The organism is Kitasatospora sp. NPDC057595, from assembly GCF_042800875.1.
GTDB lineage: Bacteria > Actinomycetota > Actinomycetes > Streptomycetales > Streptomycetaceae > Kitasatospora.
The window spans coordinates 130098-148384 of record NZ_JBHVGL010000020.1; the positions used below are offsets into that span (position 1 = coordinate 130098).

At 73.5% G+C, this 18287-nt stretch carries 19 protein-coding genes; 16 read left to right on the forward strand and 3 right to left on the reverse strand.

Features of this window, described 5'->3' with window-relative positions; all coding sequences use genetic code 11:
- Window positions 1-27 precede the first annotated feature (27 nt).
- Entirely contained in the window at window positions 28-1092 is a 1065-nt protein-coding gene (locus tag ACFU9E_RS27035; protein ID WP_380684785.1) for an amidohydrolase family protein, read from the reverse strand.
- 408 nt (window positions 1093-1500) lie between these two features.
- Here ACFU9E_RS27035 and ACFU9E_RS27040 point away from each other — a divergent pair, with 408 nt between their 5' ends.
- The 13 genes from ACFU9E_RS27040 to ACFU9E_RS27100 all read left to right on the forward strand — a co-directional run bounded on the left by ACFU9E_RS27040 (window position 1501) and on the right by ACFU9E_RS27100 (window position 11494).
- The gene (locus ACFU9E_RS27040; protein WP_355364982.1) at window positions 1501-1965 is read left to right on the forward strand and encodes a hypothetical protein; all 465 of its coding nucleotides are present in this window, start codon (window positions 1501-1503) and stop codon (window positions 1963-1965) included.
- A gap of 84 nt (window positions 1966-2049) precedes the next feature.
- Window positions 2050-2505, forward strand: a complete 456-nt coding sequence (locus ACFU9E_RS27045; RefSeq protein ID WP_380684786.1) for an ester cyclase — start codon at window positions 2050-2052, stop codon at window positions 2503-2505.
- Between the two features lie 104 nt (window positions 2506-2609).
- Window positions 2610-2942: a TcmI family type II polyketide cyclase gene (locus ACFU9E_RS27050; RefSeq protein WP_355364976.1), complete on the forward strand. Its 333-nt coding sequence runs from the start codon at window positions 2610-2612 to the stop codon at window positions 2940-2942.
- Window positions 2943-3044: 102 nt separating this feature from the next.
- Window positions 3045-3314, forward strand: coding sequence for an acyl carrier protein (locus ACFU9E_RS27055; protein WP_380684787.1), 270 nt, complete (start codon window positions 3045-3047; stop codon window positions 3312-3314).
- Between the two features lie 2 nt (window positions 3315-3316).
- On the forward strand, window positions 3317-3823 hold the full coding sequence (locus ACFU9E_RS27060) for an SRPBCC family protein (RefSeq protein WP_380684788.1): 507 nt from the start codon (window positions 3317-3319) through the stop codon (window positions 3821-3823).
- 5 nt (window positions 3824-3828) lie between these two features.
- Window positions 3829-4257 carry a cupin domain-containing protein gene (locus ACFU9E_RS27065; protein ID WP_355364967.1) on the forward strand — a complete coding sequence of 143 codons (429 nt, stop codon included), beginning with the start codon at window positions 3829-3831 and terminating at the stop codon, window positions 4255-4257.
- On the forward strand, window positions 4254-5540 hold the full coding sequence (locus ACFU9E_RS27070; protein ID WP_380684789.1) for a beta-ketoacyl-[acyl-carrier-protein] synthase family protein: 1287 nt from the start codon (window positions 4254-4256) through the stop codon (window positions 5538-5540). The genes ACFU9E_RS27065 and ACFU9E_RS27070 overlap by 4 nt, the downstream gene beginning before the upstream one ends.
- The gene (locus ACFU9E_RS27075; protein WP_380684790.1) at window positions 5537-6772 is read left to right on the forward strand and encodes a beta-ketoacyl synthase N-terminal-like domain-containing protein; all 1236 of its coding nucleotides are present in this window, start codon (window positions 5537-5539) and stop codon (window positions 6770-6772) included. The genes ACFU9E_RS27070 and ACFU9E_RS27075 overlap by 4 nt, the downstream gene beginning before the upstream one ends.
- A 33-nt stretch (window positions 6773-6805) precedes the next feature.
- Window positions 6806-7171 carry an antibiotic biosynthesis monooxygenase family protein gene (locus ACFU9E_RS27080; RefSeq protein WP_355364958.1) on the forward strand — a complete coding sequence of 122 codons (366 nt, stop codon included), beginning with the start codon at window positions 6806-6808 and terminating at the stop codon, window positions 7169-7171.
- A gap of 4 nt (window positions 7172-7175) precedes the next feature.
- A complete protein-coding gene (locus ACFU9E_RS27085; RefSeq protein WP_380684791.1) occupies window positions 7176-8603 on the forward strand; it encodes an FAD-dependent oxidoreductase in 1428 nt (475 codons plus the stop codon).
- An 80-nt stretch (window positions 8604-8683) separates the two neighbouring features.
- The gene (locus ACFU9E_RS27090) at window positions 8684-9082 is read left to right on the forward strand and encodes a nuclear transport factor 2 family protein (protein WP_380684792.1); all 399 of its coding nucleotides are present in this window, start codon (window positions 8684-8686) and stop codon (window positions 9080-9082) included.
- A gap of 34 nt (window positions 9083-9116) precedes the next feature.
- The gene (locus tag ACFU9E_RS27095; RefSeq protein ID WP_380715416.1) at window positions 9117-10295 is read left to right on the forward strand and encodes an RCC1 domain-containing protein; all 1179 of its coding nucleotides are present in this window, start codon (window positions 9117-9119) and stop codon (window positions 10293-10295) included.
- A gap of 149 nt (window positions 10296-10444) precedes the next feature.
- Window positions 10445-11494 (forward strand): ArsR family transcriptional regulator, encoded by a 1050-nt coding sequence (locus ACFU9E_RS27100; protein WP_380690391.1) that lies wholly within the window; start codon window positions 10445-10447, stop codon window positions 11492-11494.
- A 158-nt stretch (window positions 11495-11652) separates the two neighbouring features.
- Here ACFU9E_RS27100 and ACFU9E_RS27105 read toward each other — a convergent pair whose 3' ends face one another.
- Window positions 11653-12405 (reverse strand): GNAT family N-acetyltransferase, encoded by a 753-nt coding sequence (locus ACFU9E_RS27105; protein ID WP_380683985.1) that lies wholly within the window; start codon window positions 12403-12405, stop codon window positions 11653-11655.
- A gap of 171 nt (window positions 12406-12576) precedes the next feature.
- The gene (locus ACFU9E_RS27110) at window positions 12577-13425 is read right to left on the reverse strand and encodes an SDR family NAD(P)-dependent oxidoreductase (protein WP_380683986.1); all 849 of its coding nucleotides are present in this window, start codon (window positions 13423-13425) and stop codon (window positions 12577-12579) included.
- Between the two features lie 249 nt (window positions 13426-13674).
- On the opposite strand from ACFU9E_RS27110, the gene ACFU9E_RS27115 reads away from it, so the two are divergent.
- From ACFU9E_RS27115 to ACFU9E_RS27125, 3 genes are all read left to right on the forward strand, one after another.
- The gene (locus tag ACFU9E_RS27115) at window positions 13675-15309 is read left to right on the forward strand and encodes an MDR family MFS transporter (RefSeq protein WP_380683987.1); all 1635 of its coding nucleotides are present in this window, start codon (window positions 13675-13677) and stop codon (window positions 15307-15309) included.
- Window positions 15310-15642: 333 nt separating this feature from the next.
- Window positions 15643-16617 carry an NAD(P)-dependent oxidoreductase gene (locus tag ACFU9E_RS27120; protein WP_355364935.1) on the forward strand — a complete coding sequence of 325 codons (975 nt, stop codon included), beginning with the start codon at window positions 15643-15645 and terminating at the stop codon, window positions 16615-16617.
- Between the two features lie 31 nt (window positions 16618-16648).
- Window positions 16649-18280, forward strand: a complete 1632-nt coding sequence (locus tag ACFU9E_RS27125; RefSeq protein ID WP_380683988.1) for a PQQ-binding-like beta-propeller repeat protein — start codon at window positions 16649-16651, stop codon at window positions 18278-18280.
- The last annotated feature ends 7 nt before the right edge of the window (window positions 18281-18287 follow it).

Sequence of the window (18287 nt, forward strand, 5' to 3'; positions counted from 1 at the left end):
GATGCTCTGACGGAGCGTCAGACGTGCTCAGGCCGCGGCGGTCGAGCCCGGCAGGCCGAACAGCTCGGCGGCGTTGTCGTGCCGGATCCGCGCGACGGTGGCGGCGTCCAGGCCGAGGCCGCCCAGCCGGGCCAGCGAGGCGTCCAGCGGCGCGCTCATCGGCGGGGAGTCGGTGCCGAACATGACGTTGCCGGCCCCGAAGGCGTCGACGGCGGCGGCCACGGCCCGCAGGCTCGGGGTCGCGGTGTCGACGTACACCCGGCGCAGCGCCTCGGCGAGCGGCGGTACGGCGGGTCCGCCCGGCCCGGCCGTCCCAGGTCCGCCGGGACCGCCGGGGCCGCTCGCTCCGGGCCCGCCGACCCCCGGCGGCGGCCCGCCGGGAGCGCCGCCCGGGCCGCCCCCGGGAGCACCGCCCGGCCGTCCGAAGGTGACCGGCATCCGCCGGGCCAGCTCCAGCCGCTCCAGCAGCAGCGGCAGCCCGCCGCCGCAGACCGGGGCGACGATCCGCAGCTCCGGGTACTTCTCCAGCCAGCCGGCGAACAGCACCGCCGCCGTCCCGAGCGTGACGTCGCACGGCCGGGCGATCTGCTCGACCAGTCGCAGGTCGTCCAGTTCCCCGGCCCCGGCCGGTTCGGCCGGCGGGTGCAGCATCACCGGGGTGCGGTGCTGGGCGGCCATCGCGAAGAAGGCGTCGGCCTGCGGGGTGTCCAGGAACCGTCCGGCGACGGAGGAGTTGACCATCAGTCCGACGAATTCGTCCTGCTCCAACCGCTTGGCGGCGGCGGCGAGTTCGGCGTCGGAGCCGAGCGGGTTGGTGTAGACGTAGCCGCGCAGCGCGGTGGGCCGGGCGCGGACCTGCTCGCCGAGCCAGTCGTGGAAGCGTTCGAGGGTGTCCAGTGGCTGGCGGTAGTTGTCCAGGCCGGGCGTGCGCACCATGGTGCCCGCGCCGACGGGACTGCCGACCAGGGACGTGGTGATCCCGGCCGCCGCCTTGAGCTCGACCATGCCGTCGACGTCGGCGAGGCTCGGCGGCATGGGGAAGCGGCGGAAGAGTTCGGGCGACGTGATGTGGCCGTGCACATCGATCGTCATCGGCTCGGCACCTCCTGGGACGGCCGCCGGCCGGTCGGCGCGGCGGGGGTGGTCACGGGCCCCGGGCACTCGGTGAGTGAGTGCCCGCTCGCACCGTAGGGTGCGGTCGGTGGGTGCGTCAACACGGCCCGGTGGGCGGCAGGTTGGTGCAACGAACGGACTGGGCGAACCGCCCGGGACGGCCGGGATTCGGTCCGTGGGCGGCCGGGCGACGTCCCAGCCCGGTGGAGACGGATGCCTCCTGACACTGGGACCGCCCGGCGGCAAGGATGAGGCGGCGGGGCGCCCCGGGGGCCGAGATGCCCCGGTCCCCGGGGTCCCGCTCTCTCGAAGTGGGCGACCCTGCCCCGGTCCGCCGCACCGTCGCGGCGGACGTCCCGCGATCCCCGATCGATTCGAGGAATCGATATGAAGGACATGAAGGACAACACGGACACCTGGCTGGTGACGTCGTCCAGCGTCCAGCTCGGCACCTTGTGGATCATGAAGACCTCGATCCTGCCGATGCTGAACTCGCTTCCCTACGACCGGTACGTCAACACCTGCCAGCTCATCGACATGCACGTGTTCCACCCGATCGCCTTCTGGAACGGCCTCGCCACCGCCGCCGTCGGCGCGACCAAGGCGGTCCGTTCGGAGAACAAGGTGGCCAAGGTGCTGTACGCGGCCGGCACCGTCGGCATGGCGACCGTCGCGGTCGCCTCCGAGGGCGTCAACCGCCCGATCTGGCGCCAGATCGAGCGCTGGAGCCCGTACCGCGACAGCGACGCCGCGTGGCGCGGCAAGCGCCGCCGCTGGCACCTGGCGCACGAGACCCGGACCATGGGCGCGATCGGCGCCGCGGCCTGCTTCGTGCTCGCCTCGCTGCTCTGACCCGACCCCCCAACCGCTCCTTCCTTCCCCGGACCCGCCCCCGGCCGTGTGCCGGCCGGGCCGTCCGCCGAGCAAAGGACTGTCATGACCTCGTCCAACGAGAGTGCGGTGGAGGCCAACAAGGCCCTCATCCGCGACCTGACCGAGCGGGCGTTCAACGACGGCGACCTCGCCGCCATCGGCGACCGCTTCGCCGAGGACTACGTGGTGCACGCCCCCGGCCTGCCCCCGATGCCGCCCGGCCCGGACTCCTTCCGCCAGGCCGTGCTGCTGTGGCGCAACGCCTTCCCGGACGTCCACGTGACCGTCGAGGACGTGGCCGGCGACGGTGACCGCGTCTACGCCCGGTTCACCACCCGCGGCACCCACCAGGGGCAGCTGTTCGACATCCCGCCCACCGGCAAGCCGGTCACCGTGCACGAGATGTCGTGCCACCGGGTCGTCGACGGCCGGGTCGTCGAGTCCTGGATCGGCGACAACGTGCCCCGGATCCTGCTCGACATCGGCGCCATCCAGCCGGTCGGCCGCCCGCAGCACTGAGCGGCCCGCAGCACTGAGCCGCCCGCAGCACTGAGCGGCCCGAGGCTGCACGGTCCCGCGGCCCGGCAGCCCCAACCACCCGAACCAGCCCGAGGGGAGTCCGCATGCACCGCACCCTGATCATCGCCCGGATGGTGCCCGGAGCGGAGGGCGACGTCGCCCGCGTCTTCGGCGAGTCGGACGAGACCGAACTGCCCCGGCTCGCCGGCGTCACCCACCGCTCGCTGTACCTGCTCGGCGACGCCTACGTCCACCTGCTGGAGACCGACGACCCCGGACCGGAGGCGGTCGAGGCCGCCCGCCGGCACCCGGAGTTCGGCCGGGTCAGCGAACGGCTCACCCCGTTCATCTCCCCCTACCTGCCCACCTGGCGTTCGCCGCAGGACGCGGTCGCCCGGTGCTTCTACACCTGGGAGCCCGGCAACGGCGGTCGCTGAGCCCGCCCTCCGCAGGCGGCGCCGGCCGACCCGGGGCCCGTTCACCCCGGCCGGCCGTGCGGCCCAGGAGCAGTCCCTACACCGGAGAAAAGAGGCAGCACCATGACCGACCACCAGGCCGGCGGGACGACGGTCGTCGTCACCGCGGAGGAGATCGAGAACGTCCTCATCACCAGCGCCGGCGCGGCGCCGGACGTCTTCGAGGGCTCCCGGCACGTCCCCCTGGAGGAGCTCGGCCTCGACTCGCTCGCCGTTCTGGAGCTGGAGGCGGTGATCGCCGACCGCTACGGCCTGAAGGTCCCGGACGGCGCCGTCGCCCTCAGCGTCGACCAGATCGTCGCCGAGCTTCAGACCGCCGGGGCGGTGGGCTGAGGATGGCCGGGCACACCGAGAACGGCATCGTCATCCAGGCCCCGCTCAAGCTCGTCTGGGACGTCACCAACGACGTCGCCGGCTGGCCGGAGCTGTTCACCGAGTACGCGTCCGCCGAGATCGTCGAGCGGCGCGGCGAGACCGTCCGCTTCCGGCTCACCATGCACCCGGACGAGGAGGGCCGGATCTGGAGCTGGGTCAGCGACCGCACCGTCAACGTCGCCGACCGCACCGTCCACGCCCACCGGGTGGAGACCGGCCCGTTCGCCTACATGCAGATCCACTGGCGCTACGAGGAGCTGCCCGGCGGCGGCACCCGGATGACCTGGATCCAGGACTTCGCGATGAAGCCCACCGCCCCGGTCGACGACCAGGGCATGACCGACCGGCTGAACACCAACTCGCCCGTCCAGCTGGAGGTCATCAAGGCCAAGGTCGAGGCCCTCGCGGCCGACCCGAACACGGCCGACCCGAACGCCGTAGCCCCGAACACCGCCGAGAAGGAGTGAGCGCCGTGGCCGCCAGGAACATCCGCATCATCGCCGCCGACGACGTCCCCGCCAACCGCAAGCGCGGCGGCGAGACCCGCGCGGTGCTCTCGCCCGGCACCGTCGGCTCGACCTCCGGCTTCATGGGGATCGCCCGGCTCCAGCCGGGGGAGCGGATCAGCGAGCACTACCACCCGTACAGCGAGGAGTTCCTGCTCCTCATCCGCGGCGAGCTGACCCTCGACCTCGACGACAAGCCCTTCGAGCTGTTCGCCGGCCAGGGCCTGGTCATCCCCAAGGACGTCCGGCACCGGCTGCGCAACACCGGCTCGGAGGAGGCCTTCGCGGTCTTCCACCTCGGCCCGCTGGCACCGTCCCCCGAGCTCGGCCACGTCGACACCGAGGACGGCCCGGGGACCACGGCGGACGCCCACATAGTGCTGGGGGAGCGATGACCGCCTTCCCCACCACGGGTGCCCGCCGGGTGGTGGTCACCGGGATCGGTGTGGTGGCGCCCGGCGGCACCACCCGGGAGACCTTCTGGGACCTCATCACCTCGGGCCGCACCGCGACCCGCCGGATCTCCGCCTTCGACGCCTCGGCGTTCCGCTCGCAGATCGCCGCCGAGGCCGACTTCGACGGCGCCGCCGCCGGACTGACCCCGCTGGAGCTGCGCCGCGCCGACCGCTACGTGCAGTTCGCGCTCGCCGCCTCCCAGGAGGCGGTGCTGGACGCCGGCCTGGAGCTCGACGAGCGCACCCGGGAGGCCACCGGCGTGGTGCTCGGCTCGGCGGTCGGCGGCACCATCGTCCTGGAGGACGAGTTCGTCGTCGCCAGCGACTCCGGCCGCAAGTGGCTGGTGGACCCGGACGTCACCAGCCCGTTCCTCTACCAGGGCCTGATCCCCAGCAGCCTGGCCGCCGACGTGGCGGTGCGGCACGGGGCGCACGGCCCGGCGGTGGTCGTCTCCACCGGCTGCACCTCCGGCATCGACGCCATCGGCCACGCCTACCAGCTGCTGCTGGACGGCGAGGCCGAGGTGATGATCACCGGGGCCTCGGACTCGCCGATCTCCCCGGTCACCGTCGCCTCCTTCGACGCCATCCGGGCCACCACCCCGGACAACGACGACCCGGAGCACGCCTCCCGGCCGTTCGACCGGGACCGGCACGGCTTCGTGCTCGGCGAGGGCTGCGCGGTGCTCGTCCTGGAGGAGCTGGAGCACGCCCGCCGGCGCGGCGCCCGGATCTACTGCGAGGTGGTCGGCTACGCCAACCGCGGCAACGCCTTCCACATGACCGGTCTGCGCCCGGACGGCCTGGAGATGTCCGAGGCCATCAACGACACCCTGCGCCAGGCCCGCTTCAACCCCGAGGACGTCCGCTACATCAGCGCCCACGGCTCCGGGACCCGCCAGAACGACCGGCACGAGACCGGCGCCTTCAAGCGCTCGCTCGGCCACGCCGCCTACGGGGTGCCGATCAGCTCGATCAAGTCGATGGTCGGCCACTCGCTGGGCGCGATCGGCGCGATCGAGATGGCCGCCTGCGCGCTGGCCGTCGAGCGCGGGGTCGTCCCGCCGACCGCCAACTGGCAGAACCGCGACCCGGAGTGCGACCTCGACTACACCCCCAACACCGCCCGCGAGGTGCGGGTGGACGCGGCGCTCTCGGTCGGGAGCGGCTTCGGCGGCTTCCAGTCCGCGATGCTCTTCGCCAAGCTGGGGAGGGGCCGATGAGCACCCGACGCGCGGTCATCACCGGCATCGGCGTGGTCGCGCCGAGCGGCATCGGCAGCGAGGCGCACTGGAAGACGGTCTGCGGCGGCGAGAGCCGGATCGGCCCGATCACGCTCTTCGACGCCGGCCCGTACGAGACCACGCTGGCCGGCGAGGTCCCGGACTTCGACGTCAACCGCTACGTCGAGCGCCGGCTCCAGGTGCAGACCGACCGGTGGACCCACCTCGCCTACGCGGCGGCCGAACTGGCCCTCGGCGAGGCCGAGCTGGACCCGTCCACGGTCGAGCCCTACAAGCTCTCGGTGGCCCTGGCCAGCTCCTCCGGCGGCAACCAGTTCGGCCAGCGCGAGCTCCAGCGGCTCTGGCAGCCGGACACCTCGCGGACCGTCGGCGCCTACCAGTCCATCGCCTGGTTCTACGCCGCGACCGTCGGGCAGCTGGCCATCCGGCACCAGGCCAAGGGCCCGTCCAGCGTGCTCGTCTCGGAGGGCGCCGGCGGCCTGGACTCGCTGGCGCACGCCGCCCGGCTGATCCGCCGGGGCGCCGACGTGGTGCTCGCCGGCGGCACCGAGGCACCGCTCGGCCCGTACGCGCTCGCCTGCCAGCAGCGCAGCGGCCGGCTGTACACCGGCACCGACCCGGCCGCCGCCTACCTGCCGTTCGACGAGCGGGCCGGCGGTTACGTGCCCGGCGAGGGCGGCGCGGTGTTCATCGTCGAGGACCTGGAGCACGCGCTCGCCCGCGGCGCCAGGATCCGCGCCGAGATCGCCGGCTGGGCCGCCACCCAGGACGCCGTCGCCGCCACCCGGACCGCCACCGGCTCGGTCCGCCAGTACGCCCGCGCGCTCGGCACCGCGGTCGAACGGGCCGGCCTCACCCCCGGGGACGTCGACGTCGCCTTCCCCGACGCGGTGGGCGTGCCCGGCTACGACCGCACCGAGGCGGAGGCGCTGCGCGCGGTGTTCGGCCCGGCCGGCCCGGCCGCCGTCACCACCCAGAAGCCGCTCACCGGCCGGCTCTACCAGGGCGGCAGCGCCCTGGACGCCGCCACCGCCGTGCTCGCCATGGACTACGGCCTGATCCCGCCCTCGGCGGGCCCGGCCCGCCCGGCGGACGGCTGCGACCTCCCCTTCGTCCGCGAGGAGCAGGCCAGCGAGGTGCGCACCGCGCTGATCGGCGCCCGCGGCTTCGACGGCTTCAACAGCGCCGTCCTGCTGCGCGCCCACGGCTGACCCGACCACCCACCGACCCGGAAGGAGACCGCCATGCCGGTCGTCGAGGGCGCGGCACAGGGCCGCGTGCTCTTCCTCATCACCGTCAAGGAGGAGCGCCGGGAGGACTTCCTCGCGGCGTACGAGCAGATCCGTCACCTGGTAGCCGAGGGCGTCCCCGGGCACCTGCGCGACCAGGTCTGCCAGTCCTCCACCGACCCGGAGCAGTGGCTGATCACCAGTGAGTGGCGCTCGCTGGAGGACTTCGTCGCCTGGGAGCGGACCGAGGAGCACCGGGACCTGGTGCGCCCGATGCGCGAGTGCTTCAGCGAGGCCAGGTCCATCCGTTTCCACATCAAGGCCGAGACCTCGCGGGACACCCCGCGGGCGGGCCTTTCCACTGCTACCACCGCGGGGTGAGGTCATGACACGGACAGTGATCATCGGCGGCAGCGTCGCCGGCCTGGTGGCCGCGCTGGCGTTCGCCGACCTGGGGCACGACATCACGGTGCTGGAGCGGGACGGCAACGAGGCGCCGGACACCGTCGACGACGCGCACGGCGACTGGCAGCGGCCGACCGTGCCGCAGTTGCACCACTCGCACGCGTTCGGCTCGCTCGGCACCAACCTGCTGCGCGACCGGCTGCCGTCCGTCTACCAGGCGCTGGTCGGGGCCGGCGCCCGGGAGATCGAGCTGGGCAAGGCCATGCCGCCGACCCTGGCCGACAAGACGCCGCACCCGGCCGACGCCGAGCTGCGCATGCTCGGCAGCCGGCGCACCACCTTCGAGCTGATCCTGCGGCAGGAGGCGCTGCGCAAGCCCGGCATCTCCTTCCGCCGGGGCGAGACGGTGCGCGGCCTGACCGTCGCCGACCGCGGCCCGGCCCGGGTGACCGGCGTGGTCACCAAGGACGGCCGCACCGTCGAGGCCGACCTGGTGATCGACGCCAGCGGCCGCCGCTCGCAGGGCCACGAGTGGCTGCGCGAGCACGGCCTGGCCGAGCCCGAACTGGTCGCGCACAGCGCCGACATCACCTACTACACCCGCTACTACCGGGCGCTCGGCCCGCGCCCGGTGGGCCCGCTCAACCGCGGCTTCGGCGCCGGCGGGCTCTGGGACCACTACACCGGCGTGATGTTCCTCGGCGACAACAACACCTTCGCCATCTCCTTCGGCATCCTGCCGGACGACGCCGAGCTGAAGCAGATGCGCGCCGAGGACGTCTTCACCGCGGTGGTCCGGGCCACCCCGCTGCTCGCCCCCTGGGTGTCGCCGGAGGCCTCGGTGCCGATCTCGCCGGTGCACGCGATGGGCGGCCTGGACAACTCGCTGAAGCTGTACGGCCAGGACGCGCAGCCGGTGCCCGGCTTCCTGCCGGTCGCCGACGCGGTCTGCACCACCAACCCCTCGTTCGGCCGCGGCGTCTCGCTCGCCATCGCGCACGTGCTCGGGCTGGCCGACCTGGTGCGCGAGCACCCGGAGCCGGACGCCGAGCAGGCCGCGCTGGCGGCCGGTCTGGCCGGGCGGACCTTCCGCCCGTGGTTCGAGGACGCCGTCCGCAACGACGCGGGCCGCGCCCGGCTCTGGCGGGCCACCGTGGCCGGCCAGCAGCTGCCGCCGCTGCCGCCGGACGTGCTCACCTTCGGGACGGTCGCCGAGGCGGCCGCCACCGACGAGGTGGTCTGGCGCCGGCTGGTCCGCACCATGATGTCGCTCGACAACCCGGCCGGCCTGTACGAGGACGAGGAGATCCGGCTGCGGGTCAAGCAGGCGGTCGCGGGCTCGCCGCCGCCGTTCCCCGCCCCGGACCGGGCCACCCTCGTCGACATCGTCCGCCGCGCCGCGGTCTGACGCCCCGTCGGACGCCGGCTCCGCCGGACCCCTTTTCGGTACCGCCCAGCCCCGCACCGCACCAGCACAGGAGGAGAGTCATGAAGGTCGTCGACCACCCGAACGCCAAGCTCATGGAAGCGGTCTACGCCGCCTTCACCGTGGGCGACGTGCAGAAGGCGGCCAGCTACTGGACCAAGGACTGCGTGCACTACTACCCGGGCACCAGCGAGCTGTCCGGCGCGCACGAGGGCATCGAGTCCGCGCTGGCCTTCGCCGGCCGGATGTTCGAGATCTGCCAGGGCCGCATCCAGATGGAGATCCACGAGATCGGCGCCAGCGACTCGTTCGCCTTCGCCACCGTGTTCACCCGCTACGAGCGCGAGGGCAAGAGCCTGGAGATGCCCTTCATCAACGTGGCGCGCATCCAGGACGGCCTGATCGCCGAGTTCTGGACCTACCCCGAGGACCAGTACGCCGTCGACCAGTTCTGGGCCTGACCGCCCCCCGACGATCGAGAGAGGTCGCATCACCATGGCAGGCATCATCAGCAGTTGGGGTGACAACACCAACGGCCAGCTCGGCGACGGCGGGACCGTCAGCCGGACCACCGCACAGGAGATCAAGAGCCTGGAGGGCGTCGTCCGGGTGGCGGCCGGCAGCGGCCACGCGCTGGCGATCACCGCCGACGGCGAGCTCTGGGGCTTCGGCCGCAACGCCTTCGGCCAGCTCGGCGACGGCTCCACCGAGAACCAGGCGACCCCGGTGCGGACCGTCGGCCTGCCCGGCCGGGTCCGCACCGCCGGCGCCGGCGGCGGCCACAGTGCCGCCCTGCTGGAGGACGGCACCGTCTGGGCCTGGGGCGCCGGCTTCTTCTGCGCGCTCGGCGAGGCCAACTTCGGCGTGCAGCCCGTCCCGGTCCGGGTCGAGGGCCTGGAGGACGTCGTCGACCTGGCGGTCGGCGGCGCCCACAACCTGGCGCTCAAGGCCGACGGCACCGTCTGGTCCTGGGGCCGTGACGACCGCGGCCAGCTCGGCGACGGTCCCGGCTCGACCCGTGAGGGCCGGATCGTCCGCTCGTACATGACCGCCTCCTTCGACTGCCGGCCGCGCCCGGCCGTGATCGAGGGCCTGGAGCCGGTCGTCCGGATGAGCGCCGGCGGCGGCCACAGCCTGGTCGTGCACGCCGACGGCACCGCCTCGGTCTGGGGCTTCAACGACCGCGGCCAGCTCGGCGACGGCACCACCGTCGACCGTGCCGCCCCGCAGAAGCTCACCGGCCTGCACTCGGTCAGCCAGCTGGTCGGCGCCTACCACCACACGGTGGCGCTGCTGGCCGACGGCACCGTCTGGGCCTGGGGCCTCAACGACGGCGGCCAGCTCGGCGACGGCACCACCGAGGACCGCGCGGTGCCGGCCCCGGTGCCCGGCCTGACCGGCGTCAAGGCGATCGCCGCCGGCGGTGGCGGCACCGACGCGGCCCCCGGCAACGGCGGGCACGCGCTGGCGCTGCTGGCCGACGGTTCGGTGCAGGGCTGGGGCTGGAACAACTGGGGCCAGCTGGCCGCCGGGCAGGTCCAGATCGTCCCGACCCCGAGCCGGATCGCGCTGGCCGGTCCGGCGGTGGGCGTCGCCGCCGGCGGCGAGATCCCGCCGACCAACAAGTTCATGGCCAACCCGGGCGGCGGCTTCGGCTTCGCCCTGCTGGGCTGAGACCCGGCCCCGTGCGAACGCCGGGCGGCCCCGGCCCGTCCAGGGCCGCCCGGCGCGGGCCCGTCCGGCCCGCCCACCCATGACCGCTGACCCTCGGGCCGGGGGCGCCGTCCGCCCCCGGCCCGGTCCCCGCAGGGAGGCCTCACCCCATGACCGCCGTTCCCCAGACCGCCCCTGCCTCGGCCGGCGCGGTGTTCCTCTCCGAACTGATGTTCCCGTCCACCCCGCGCTGCCTGGCCCTGGCCGCCGAGTTCAAGATCGCCGAGCTGCTCGCCGACGGCCCGCTGCCGGCCGCCGAGCTCGCCGAGCGCGCCGGGGTGGCCGCCGGCCCGCTCGCCAAGGTGCTCGGGCTGCTGTCCGAGGACGGCGTCTTCGAGGAGACCGAGCCCGGTGTCTTCGCCAACACCGCGCTGTCCGAACTGCTCCGCCCCGGTGTGCCCGGTTCGATGGACGCGATGGCCCGGATGGTCGGCGCCGAGTGGCTCTGGTCCTCCTGGGGCGCACTGGACCACAGTCTGGAGACCGGCAAGCCCGGCTTCGAGAAGGTGCACGGCACCGCGCTCTGGCCCTGGCTGCAGCGCAACCCGGCCGCCGCCGCGACCTTCAACCAGGCGATGACCGACTTCACCGACGCGCTCGCCGACGCCCTGGTCTCCGCGTACCCCGACTTCGCCGAGGCCGGCGCGGTCTGCGACCTCGGCGGCGGGCAGGGCACCTACCTGGCCGCGATCCTGAACGCCTACGAGGCCGTCGGCCGCGGCGTGCTGGCCGACCTGCCGAGCGTGATCGAGCAGGCCCGCACCCAGCCGGACGTCGCCAAGCTGGCCGAGCAGGGCCGGCTGGAGTTCCAGCCGGTCGACTTCTTCGCCGGGGTCCCGGCCGGGATCGGCACGTACGTCACCAAGCAGGTCTGGCACTCCTGGCCGGACGAGGCGCTGGTGCGCCTGCTGCGCCGGTGCCGCGAGGCCTCGCCGGGCGCCCGCTTCGTCGCGGCCGAGCTGGTGCACCGCGAGGGCGTGCCGCGGTTCGTGAAGAACTTCGACCTGGTCATGCTGGTGACCATGAGCGGCGAGGTGCGGACCGAGGCGCAGTTCGCCGAGGTCTTCCGGCGCGGTGGCTACCGGCTGAACCGGGTGGTGTCGACCGGGACGGCCTTCTCGCTGCTGGAGGCCGTGCCGGACCCCGACCCGCTGGACTGACCCGGCGGAGCGGACGACGCAGGCCCGGCCCCCGGAATTCCCGGGGGCCGGGCCGGTTTTCCGGGCCTGCCCCGGAGAATCGCGGGAGATTCGCGAAAGGGGGCCCGGATCCTTCCTGGATCCGGGCCCGCGGGTGTTTTTCCGGGAAATCCCCGGGATCAGTCGAAGCGGTATTCCGAAAGGCCCCCGACGGGCCGGAAGCCGAGCGAGGTGAAGAGCCCCTGGACGGCCGTGTTGGCCTCGCCGAGCACCGCCAGGCCGGTCAGCCCGTCCGCGCGCAGCTCGGTCGCCGCCTCGGCGAGCAGGGCCCGGACGTAGCCGCCCCGGCGGGCCTCGGGCCGCGAGTACACCGGGTTGAAGCGCACCACCCCGGCGACGGCGGCGGTCCGGCCGACCGCGGCGACCGGCTGCCCGTCGTCCTCCCAGACCCGCAGCAGGCCGCCGGCGATCTGGCCCTGGACCGAGCGCCGGGCGATCTCCCGGCTGAGCCGTGCGCCGTGCGCGGCCTCCAGGCACCAGTCGGTGAGCAGCTCCAACTCCTCGGCCCGGGCGGCCCGGGACTGCCCGGACGGGGCGGGCCGCTCGTTCGGCGCGGCCGGACCGTCCAGGCACAGCACGAGTTCGCGCCGGTCCGCCCGGGCCGGGCGGCCGGTGGTCTTCGACCAGGCCTCGGCGAAGGCGCCGGACGCCGGGTCGGAGCCGATCACGCCGGGCAGTGGATCGGGGCCGGCGCCCAGCTCGGCGCCCAGGGCGGCCGCGGCGGCGGTCGGCATGCCGCTCAGCACGACCAGGTGCGGGGGAGTGAAGGCCGCCGCGCCGACCACCGGGCCGCCGTCGGACGCGGGGTCCTCGACACGGCTCCAGTTGGTCGGCGGGGCGGTCGGCGGCCGGAATTTCGCCGCTGCCAGCATGGTCAGCAGGATGGAATTCTCGACCGGGTTGCCAGCAATCCACTCACCGGTTTCGGATATGAACTCTTCGGTGTTCCTTGTGGTTTTCACGAGCATATCGAAAAAATACTCGGAGGGTGGATTGCTGGCAATGGGTGGTACGCCGGGAAACCGCCCGTGGACGGTCTCGGGTCAGCTGGCGCCCGGGCGTCCGGCGCCCGGAGCGCCCTGACCCGGAGCGCCCTGGCCGGGGCCGCCCTGGCCCTGGCCCGGAGCGCCGCCGCCGGGCCGCCCCATCGTCCCGGCCGTGACGCCGGCCGTCATGCCGCCCTCCAGCCCGAACAGCGAGCCGGTGACGAAGCTGGCCGCGTCGCTGCCGAGGAAGACCACCGCGTTGGCGACCTCCTCCTCGGTGGCGATCCGGCCCAGCGCGGTGGCCGCCCCGGCCCGCTCCAGCGCACCCGGCTGGCCGCCGACCCGCTGGCGGAAGTCCTCGGTGTCCACCGGCCCGGTGATCAGCGCGTTCACCCGGATGCCGGCCGGGCCGGCCTCCAGCGCGGTGGCCCGGGTCAGGCCGACCACGCCGTGCTTGGCCGCGGTGTACGCGCCCAGGCCGAAGGCGGTGCCCTGGACGCCGGCGGTGGAGGCGTTGTTGATGATGCTGCCGCCGCCGTTCGCCCGCATCACGGCGATCTCGTGCTTGAGCGAGTGGTAGGTGCCGATCAGGTTGACGGCGATCACCTGGGTGAAGGCGTCCGCCGGAACCCGGTCCAGCGGGCCGAACGCCCCGCCGCCGCCCGCGTTGTTGAAGGCGATGTCCAGCCGGCCGTGTCGCTCGACCGTGGTACCCACCAGCCGGGCGACGTCATCCTCGACGGTGACGTCGGCGGCGATGAACTCCGCCTGTCCGCCCTTCTCGCGGATCCGCTCCACGACGGCGTTGCCCAGCTCAGCGCGGCGGCCGGAGACCACCACGTGCGCACCCGCGGCGGCCAGGGCGGCCGCGGCGGCCGCCCCCATGCCCGAGGTGGAACCGGTCACCAGCGCAATCTTTCCCTGCAGTTGACTCATCGTTAGCTGCCCCTCCGGGCGGCCGGTGGTCGCCCTTGACGTTGGCCCTTGACGGCTAATTTTGATTGTATAGTCTATACGAATTCAAGCTTGGAGCAAGGACTCCGAGCCGGCGAGCGCCTCCTCGAGGAGTACCCCATGAGCGCCCCGTACGCAGCACCAGCCCCGGAAGTGCCACGTAAAACCTTCTTGACGATCTTCGCTGCCCTGGTGCTTGCCATGTTCCTGGCAGCCCTGGACCAGACGATCGTGGCGACGGCCCTGCCGACCATCGCCGGTGACCTCGGCGGCGTGACCCACCTGTCGTGGGTCGTCACCGCCTACATGCTGGCCGCCACCGCGGCCACGCCGCTCTGGGGCAAGCTGGGCGACCTCTACGGCCGCAAGCTGATGTTCCAGTCGGCCATCACGATCTTCCTGCTCGGCTCGGCGCTGTCCGGGATCTCCGGCAACATCGGCCAGCTGATCGGCTTCCGCACCCTCCAGGGGCTCGGCGCGGGCGGCCTGATGGCGCTGGCCATGGCCCTCATCGCGGAGCTGGTCCCGCCGCGCGAGCGCGGCAAGTGGCAGGGCTACGCGCAGTCCTGCTTCGTGCTCGCCGGCGTGGTCGGCCCGCTGATCGGCGGCGCCTTCGTCGACCACCTGTCCTGGCCGTGGATCTTCTACATCAACCTGCCGATCGGCGTGGTCGCGCTGCTGATCGTCAGCTCGGTGCTGAAGCTGCCGGTCCGCAAGCAGCAGAAGCAGCTGGACTACCTCGGCTCGGCGCTGCTCAGCGGGGCCATCGTCTCGGTGCTGCTGGTCTCGGTCTGGGCCGGCGACCAGTACGCCTGGGGCTCGGTGCAGATCATCGGCCTGCTGGTGCTCGCGGTGTTGCTGCTCGGCGCCTTCGTCTGGCAGGAGAACCGGGCCAGCGAGCCGGTCGTCCCGCTGGCGCTCTTCAAGGACCCGGTGGTCCTGGTGGCCACCCTCGGCCTCTTCCTCACCTCGGTCTCGCTGTTCGTGGCGACCGTCTACACCCCGCTCTTCCTCCAGATCGCCAACGGCGACAGCGCCACCGAGTCCGGCCTGCTGCTGGTCCCGATGATGCTCGCCACCGTGGCCAGCCTGACGCTCTCCGGCAAGGTGGTCGAGAAGACCGGGAAGTACAAGCTCTTCCCGATCGTCGGCCTGCTGGTCATGGCGGTCGGCCTCTACCTGATGTCGACGCTCAAGGCGGACTCCTCGCAGGTCTCCGCGGGCGTCTTCCTGGCGGTCTTCGGCATCGGCTTCGGTCTGGTCACCCAGGTCCTCATCGTGGCGGTGCAGAACTCCGTCGAGATGCGGCAGCTGGGCGTGGCGACGGCCGCGGCGAACTTCTTCCGCTCGCTCGGCGGCGCCATGGGTGTGACCATCTTCGGCGCGATCCTCAACTCCCAGCTGCGTGACTGGCTGCCCAAGAAGGTGCCGGCGGACGCCCTGGAGCGGCTCGGTACGGACGGCCTGCTGACCGCGCCGGCCAAGGTCCGGGCGCAGGCCCCGCCGGTGCGCGACGGTGTCGCCGCCGCGCTGGCCGAGTCGCTGCACGTGGTCTACCTGATCGGCATGGTCATCGCGCTGGTCGGTGCCCTGGTGGTGGTCTTCCTCCAGGAGCGGCCGATGCGGGCGCCGATGGGCGCGCCCGGCGGCAAGGGCCCCGGTGGCCCGGGCGGCCCCGGCGGTCAGCAGCAGGGCCAGGGCGGCGGCCAGTGGCAGGGTCAGGGTCAGGGCCAGGGCGCCCCGGCGGGCCAGGCCGGCCAGCAGGGCGCCGCAGGTGCCCCGGGTGCTCAGCCCGGTTCCGCGGCCGGCGGGCGCCCGGAGACGGCGACCGGCTGACCGCGGCGGCCGGACCGTACCGGTCGGACCGGTGTTCGCCACCGCTGCCCCTCCTCCCCCACCGTTACCCCCGGCGGTGGGGGAGGAGGTCTGTTCGGACCGTTCCCGGGCACTCCAGGGTGCCCGGGAACGACAGTTGACGACACCTCAGCAAACGATGCGGCTCGAAACGGACGCCGGAAGCCATCGCGGAGTGAGTGTTCACCCGCTAGGCTGGACAAGCAGTCGGCACCCCGGCCGCGGTGGGGCGGGGTGTCTGGCACGGCCTTCCCCGCCGCACTCCGAGCGCCGGGAACCCGGCGCGACCAGCCCACCAGGAAGCGGGTCGACTCCATGGCCGACATACCCAGCCAGCGGCGTGCACTCTCCCGGGACCTCCCGCCCGCGGCCACTCCCGGCATACCCCCGGCGACCAGGATCGGTGTCATCGGTCTCGGCGTGATGGGCGGCGGGATGGCCTCCCGGCTGCTCGACCAGGGCCACCGGATCGTGGTCCACAACCGCACCCCCGAGCGCACCGCGCCGTTTGCCGCCCGCGGCGCGGAGGTCGCCGCCACCCCGGCCGAACTGGCCGCGCGGGTGGACGTGGTGCTGCTCAGCCTCGCCTCCGAGGCGGCCGTCGAGGAGCAGCTGTTCGGCACCGGCGGGGTGCTGGAGACGCTGCCCGCGCACGGCATCGTGATGGACACCAGCACCGTCTCCCCGGACTTCGCCCGCACGGTGGCCGAGCGGGTCGCCGGGCGCGGCCGCAGCTCCGTCGACGCCTGCATCATCGGCAACGGCCAGCACGCCAAGGACGGCGAACTGCGCTTCATGGTCGGCGGATCCGCCGAGACCTTCGAGCGGCTGGGCCCGGTGCTGGAGCCGCTCGCCAAGGAGATCCGCCACCTCGGCCCGAGCGGCCTCGGCGCCACCGCCAAGGTCATGCTCAACGTGCTGATGGGCGTCGAGATGCAGGTGCTCGCCGAGTCCGTGACGCTGGCCCAGCGGGCCGGCATCGACCGCGAGCTCGCCCTGTCGATGATCAGCGAGAGCGGCTTCAGCTCGCCGGTGATGCGCTACAAGGCCGGCGTGATGCGCCGCCGGGCCTACGGCGAACCGCAGTTCAGGCTCGACCTGATGCGCAAGGACCTCCGGCTGGCCACCGCCGAGGCCGACCGCCTGGGCGTCGACACCCCCGTCTGCGACGCCACCCACGACACCCTCGTGGCCGCCGCCGAGGCCGGCCTCGGCGAGCTGGACTGCGCTGCCGTGCTCTCCCACGCGGAGGCCGCCGCCGGCCTGGCCGGCACCCCGGACCGTACGTGAACCGCTCGCCCTCACCGAGGAGTTGATCCACGTGTCCCAACCCAGACGGCCCCGGATAGCCGGCTTCGGCACCAGTCTGGTGGCCCTGCTGACCGCCCTCGTCCTGCTCGCCGCCACCAATGGCGCCGGTGCCGAGGACACCGAGGCCCGCCCGCGATCCGGCGCCTGGAGCAGCTGGCAGTTCGACCCGGCCGGCAGCCGGTTCAACGGCCAGGAGTACCGGATCACCCCGTCCAACGTCGCCAACCTCGACCTGAAGTGGGCCTTCGGCCACGCCAAGGTCCCGGGCGTCTTCCTCGGCAGCCAGCCCGCCGTGGTGGACGGCACCCTGTACGTCGGCGGCGTCGAGGGCACCTTCCACGCCCTGGACGCCCGGACCGGCGCGACCCGCTGGACCTTCGACGTCGCCCCGGTGGCCGGCGCCCACTCCACCAGCAGCCCCGACCCGGTGCGCAGCAGCCCGGCCGTCGAGGGCAACACCGTCTACTTCGGCGACAACCGCGGCTACCTCTACGCGCTCGACCGCTGGACGGGTGCGCTGCGCTGGTCGCTGAAGCTCGACGACCACCCGCAGGCCCAGATCACCAGCTCGCCGCTGGTCTACAACGGCCAGGTCTACATCGGCATATCCAGCCGGGAGTCCGGCGCCACCTTCGACCTGACCTACCCCTGCTGCACCTTCCGCGGCTCGGTCGTCGCCGTCGACGCGGCCACCGGGCAGCTCACCTGGCGGCACTGGACCACCCCCGAGCCGCAGCTGGTCGGCACCTGGCCGAACGGCGCCAACCGCTACGAGCCCTCCGGCGTCGCGGTCTGGAGCACGCCGGTGATCGACCGGGAGAGCGGCACCGTCTACGTCGGCACCGGCCAGAACTACAGCGGCGCGGCCGGTGACACCGACTCGCTGCTCGCCCTGAACGCCGCCACCGGCGCCGTCCGCTGGCGCGCCCAGGAGGTCTTCCCGGACACCTTCACGGTCGCCTGCGGCATGGCCGGCGCCGACGCCTACTGCCCCAGCAAGGCCAACGGCACCGACCACGACTGGGACTTCGGCGCCAGCGCCAACGTCTTCAGCATCGGCAACCGCCGGGTGGTCGGCATCGGCCAGAAGAACGGCGTCTACCACGTCTACGACGCGCTGACCGGCGCCAAGGTGTGGGACCGCGCGGTCGTCGCCAACCCCAACACCCAGGGCGGCAGCTCGGGCATCCAGTGGGGCACCAGCTACGACGGCACCCGCCTCTACGTCGCCACCTGGTTCGCCAACCCCGGCACCCTGTACGCGCTCGACCCGGCGACCGGCGCGATCCTCTGGCAGACCGAGAGCCCGGCCGACGGCTGCCAGTGGGGCGGCTCGGCCGCCAACCCGGAGCTCTGCCAGCGCGGCTTCACGCCCGCGGTGAGCAGCAGTCGCGGCCTGGTCTACGAGGGCAACGCCGACGGCAAGATGCGGGTCTTCTCGGCGAGCACCGGCGCGGTGCTCTGGCAGTACGACGTGGTCCGCGACTTCACCACGGTCAACGGCGTTCCGGCGCACGGCACGGCGCTCTCCGGCGGCGGTGGCGCGGTGGTCGCCGACGGCATGCTCTACGTCCAGGCGGCGTACTACCCGCAGTACCCGAGCGCCTCGGGCGGCGCGCTGCTCGCGTTTTCCCTACGGTAGGACCCGT

What these genes read in the sequence shown, in the direction of transcription:
- ACFU9E_RS27035 (WP_380684785.1), bottom strand. Translation starts at nt 1,092, where the DNA reads ATGACGATCGATGTGCACGGCCACATCACGTCGCCCGAACTCTTCCGC.
- ACFU9E_RS27040 (WP_355364982.1), top strand. Translation starts at nt 1,501, where the DNA reads ATGAAGGACATGAAGGACAACACGGACACCTGGCTGGTGACGTCGTCC.
- ACFU9E_RS27045 (WP_380684786.1), top strand. Translation starts at nt 2,050, where the DNA reads ATGACCTCGTCCAACGAGAGTGCGGTGGAGGCCAACAAGGCCCTCATC.
- ACFU9E_RS27050 (WP_355364976.1), top strand. Translation starts at nt 2,610, where the DNA reads ATGCACCGCACCCTGATCATCGCCCGGATGGTGCCCGGAGCGGAGGGC.
- ACFU9E_RS27055 (WP_380684787.1), top strand. Translation starts at nt 3,045, where the DNA reads ATGACCGACCACCAGGCCGGCGGGACGACGGTCGTCGTCACCGCGGAG.
- ACFU9E_RS27060 (WP_380684788.1), top strand. Translation starts at nt 3,317, where the DNA reads ATGGCCGGGCACACCGAGAACGGCATCGTCATCCAGGCCCCGCTCAAG.
- ACFU9E_RS27070 (WP_380684789.1), top strand. Translation starts at nt 4,254, where the DNA reads ATGACCGCCTTCCCCACCACGGGTGCCCGCCGGGTGGTGGTCACCGGG.
- ACFU9E_RS27075 (WP_380684790.1), top strand. Translation starts at nt 5,537, where the DNA reads ATGAGCACCCGACGCGCGGTCATCACCGGCATCGGCGTGGTCGCGCCG.
- ACFU9E_RS27080 (WP_355364958.1), top strand. Translation starts at nt 6,806, where the DNA reads ATGCCGGTCGTCGAGGGCGCGGCACAGGGCCGCGTGCTCTTCCTCATC.
- ACFU9E_RS27085 (WP_380684791.1), top strand. Translation starts at nt 7,176, where the DNA reads ATGACACGGACAGTGATCATCGGCGGCAGCGTCGCCGGCCTGGTGGCC.
- ACFU9E_RS27090 (WP_380684792.1), top strand. Translation starts at nt 8,684, where the DNA reads ATGAAGGTCGTCGACCACCCGAACGCCAAGCTCATGGAAGCGGTCTAC.
- ACFU9E_RS27095 (WP_380715416.1), top strand. Translation starts at nt 9,117, where the DNA reads ATGGCAGGCATCATCAGCAGTTGGGGTGACAACACCAACGGCCAGCTC.
- ACFU9E_RS27100 (WP_380690391.1), top strand. Translation starts at nt 10,445, where the DNA reads ATGACCGCCGTTCCCCAGACCGCCCCTGCCTCGGCCGGCGCGGTGTTC.
- ACFU9E_RS27105 (WP_380683985.1), bottom strand. Translation starts at nt 12,405, where the DNA reads ATGCTGGCAGCGGCGAAATTCCGGCCGCCGACCGCCCCGCCGACCAAC.
- ACFU9E_RS27115 (WP_380683987.1), top strand. Translation starts at nt 13,675, where the DNA reads ATGTTCCTGGCAGCCCTGGACCAGACGATCGTGGCGACGGCCCTGCCG.
- ACFU9E_RS27120 (WP_355364935.1), top strand. Translation starts at nt 15,643, where the DNA reads ATGGCCGACATACCCAGCCAGCGGCGTGCACTCTCCCGGGACCTCCCG.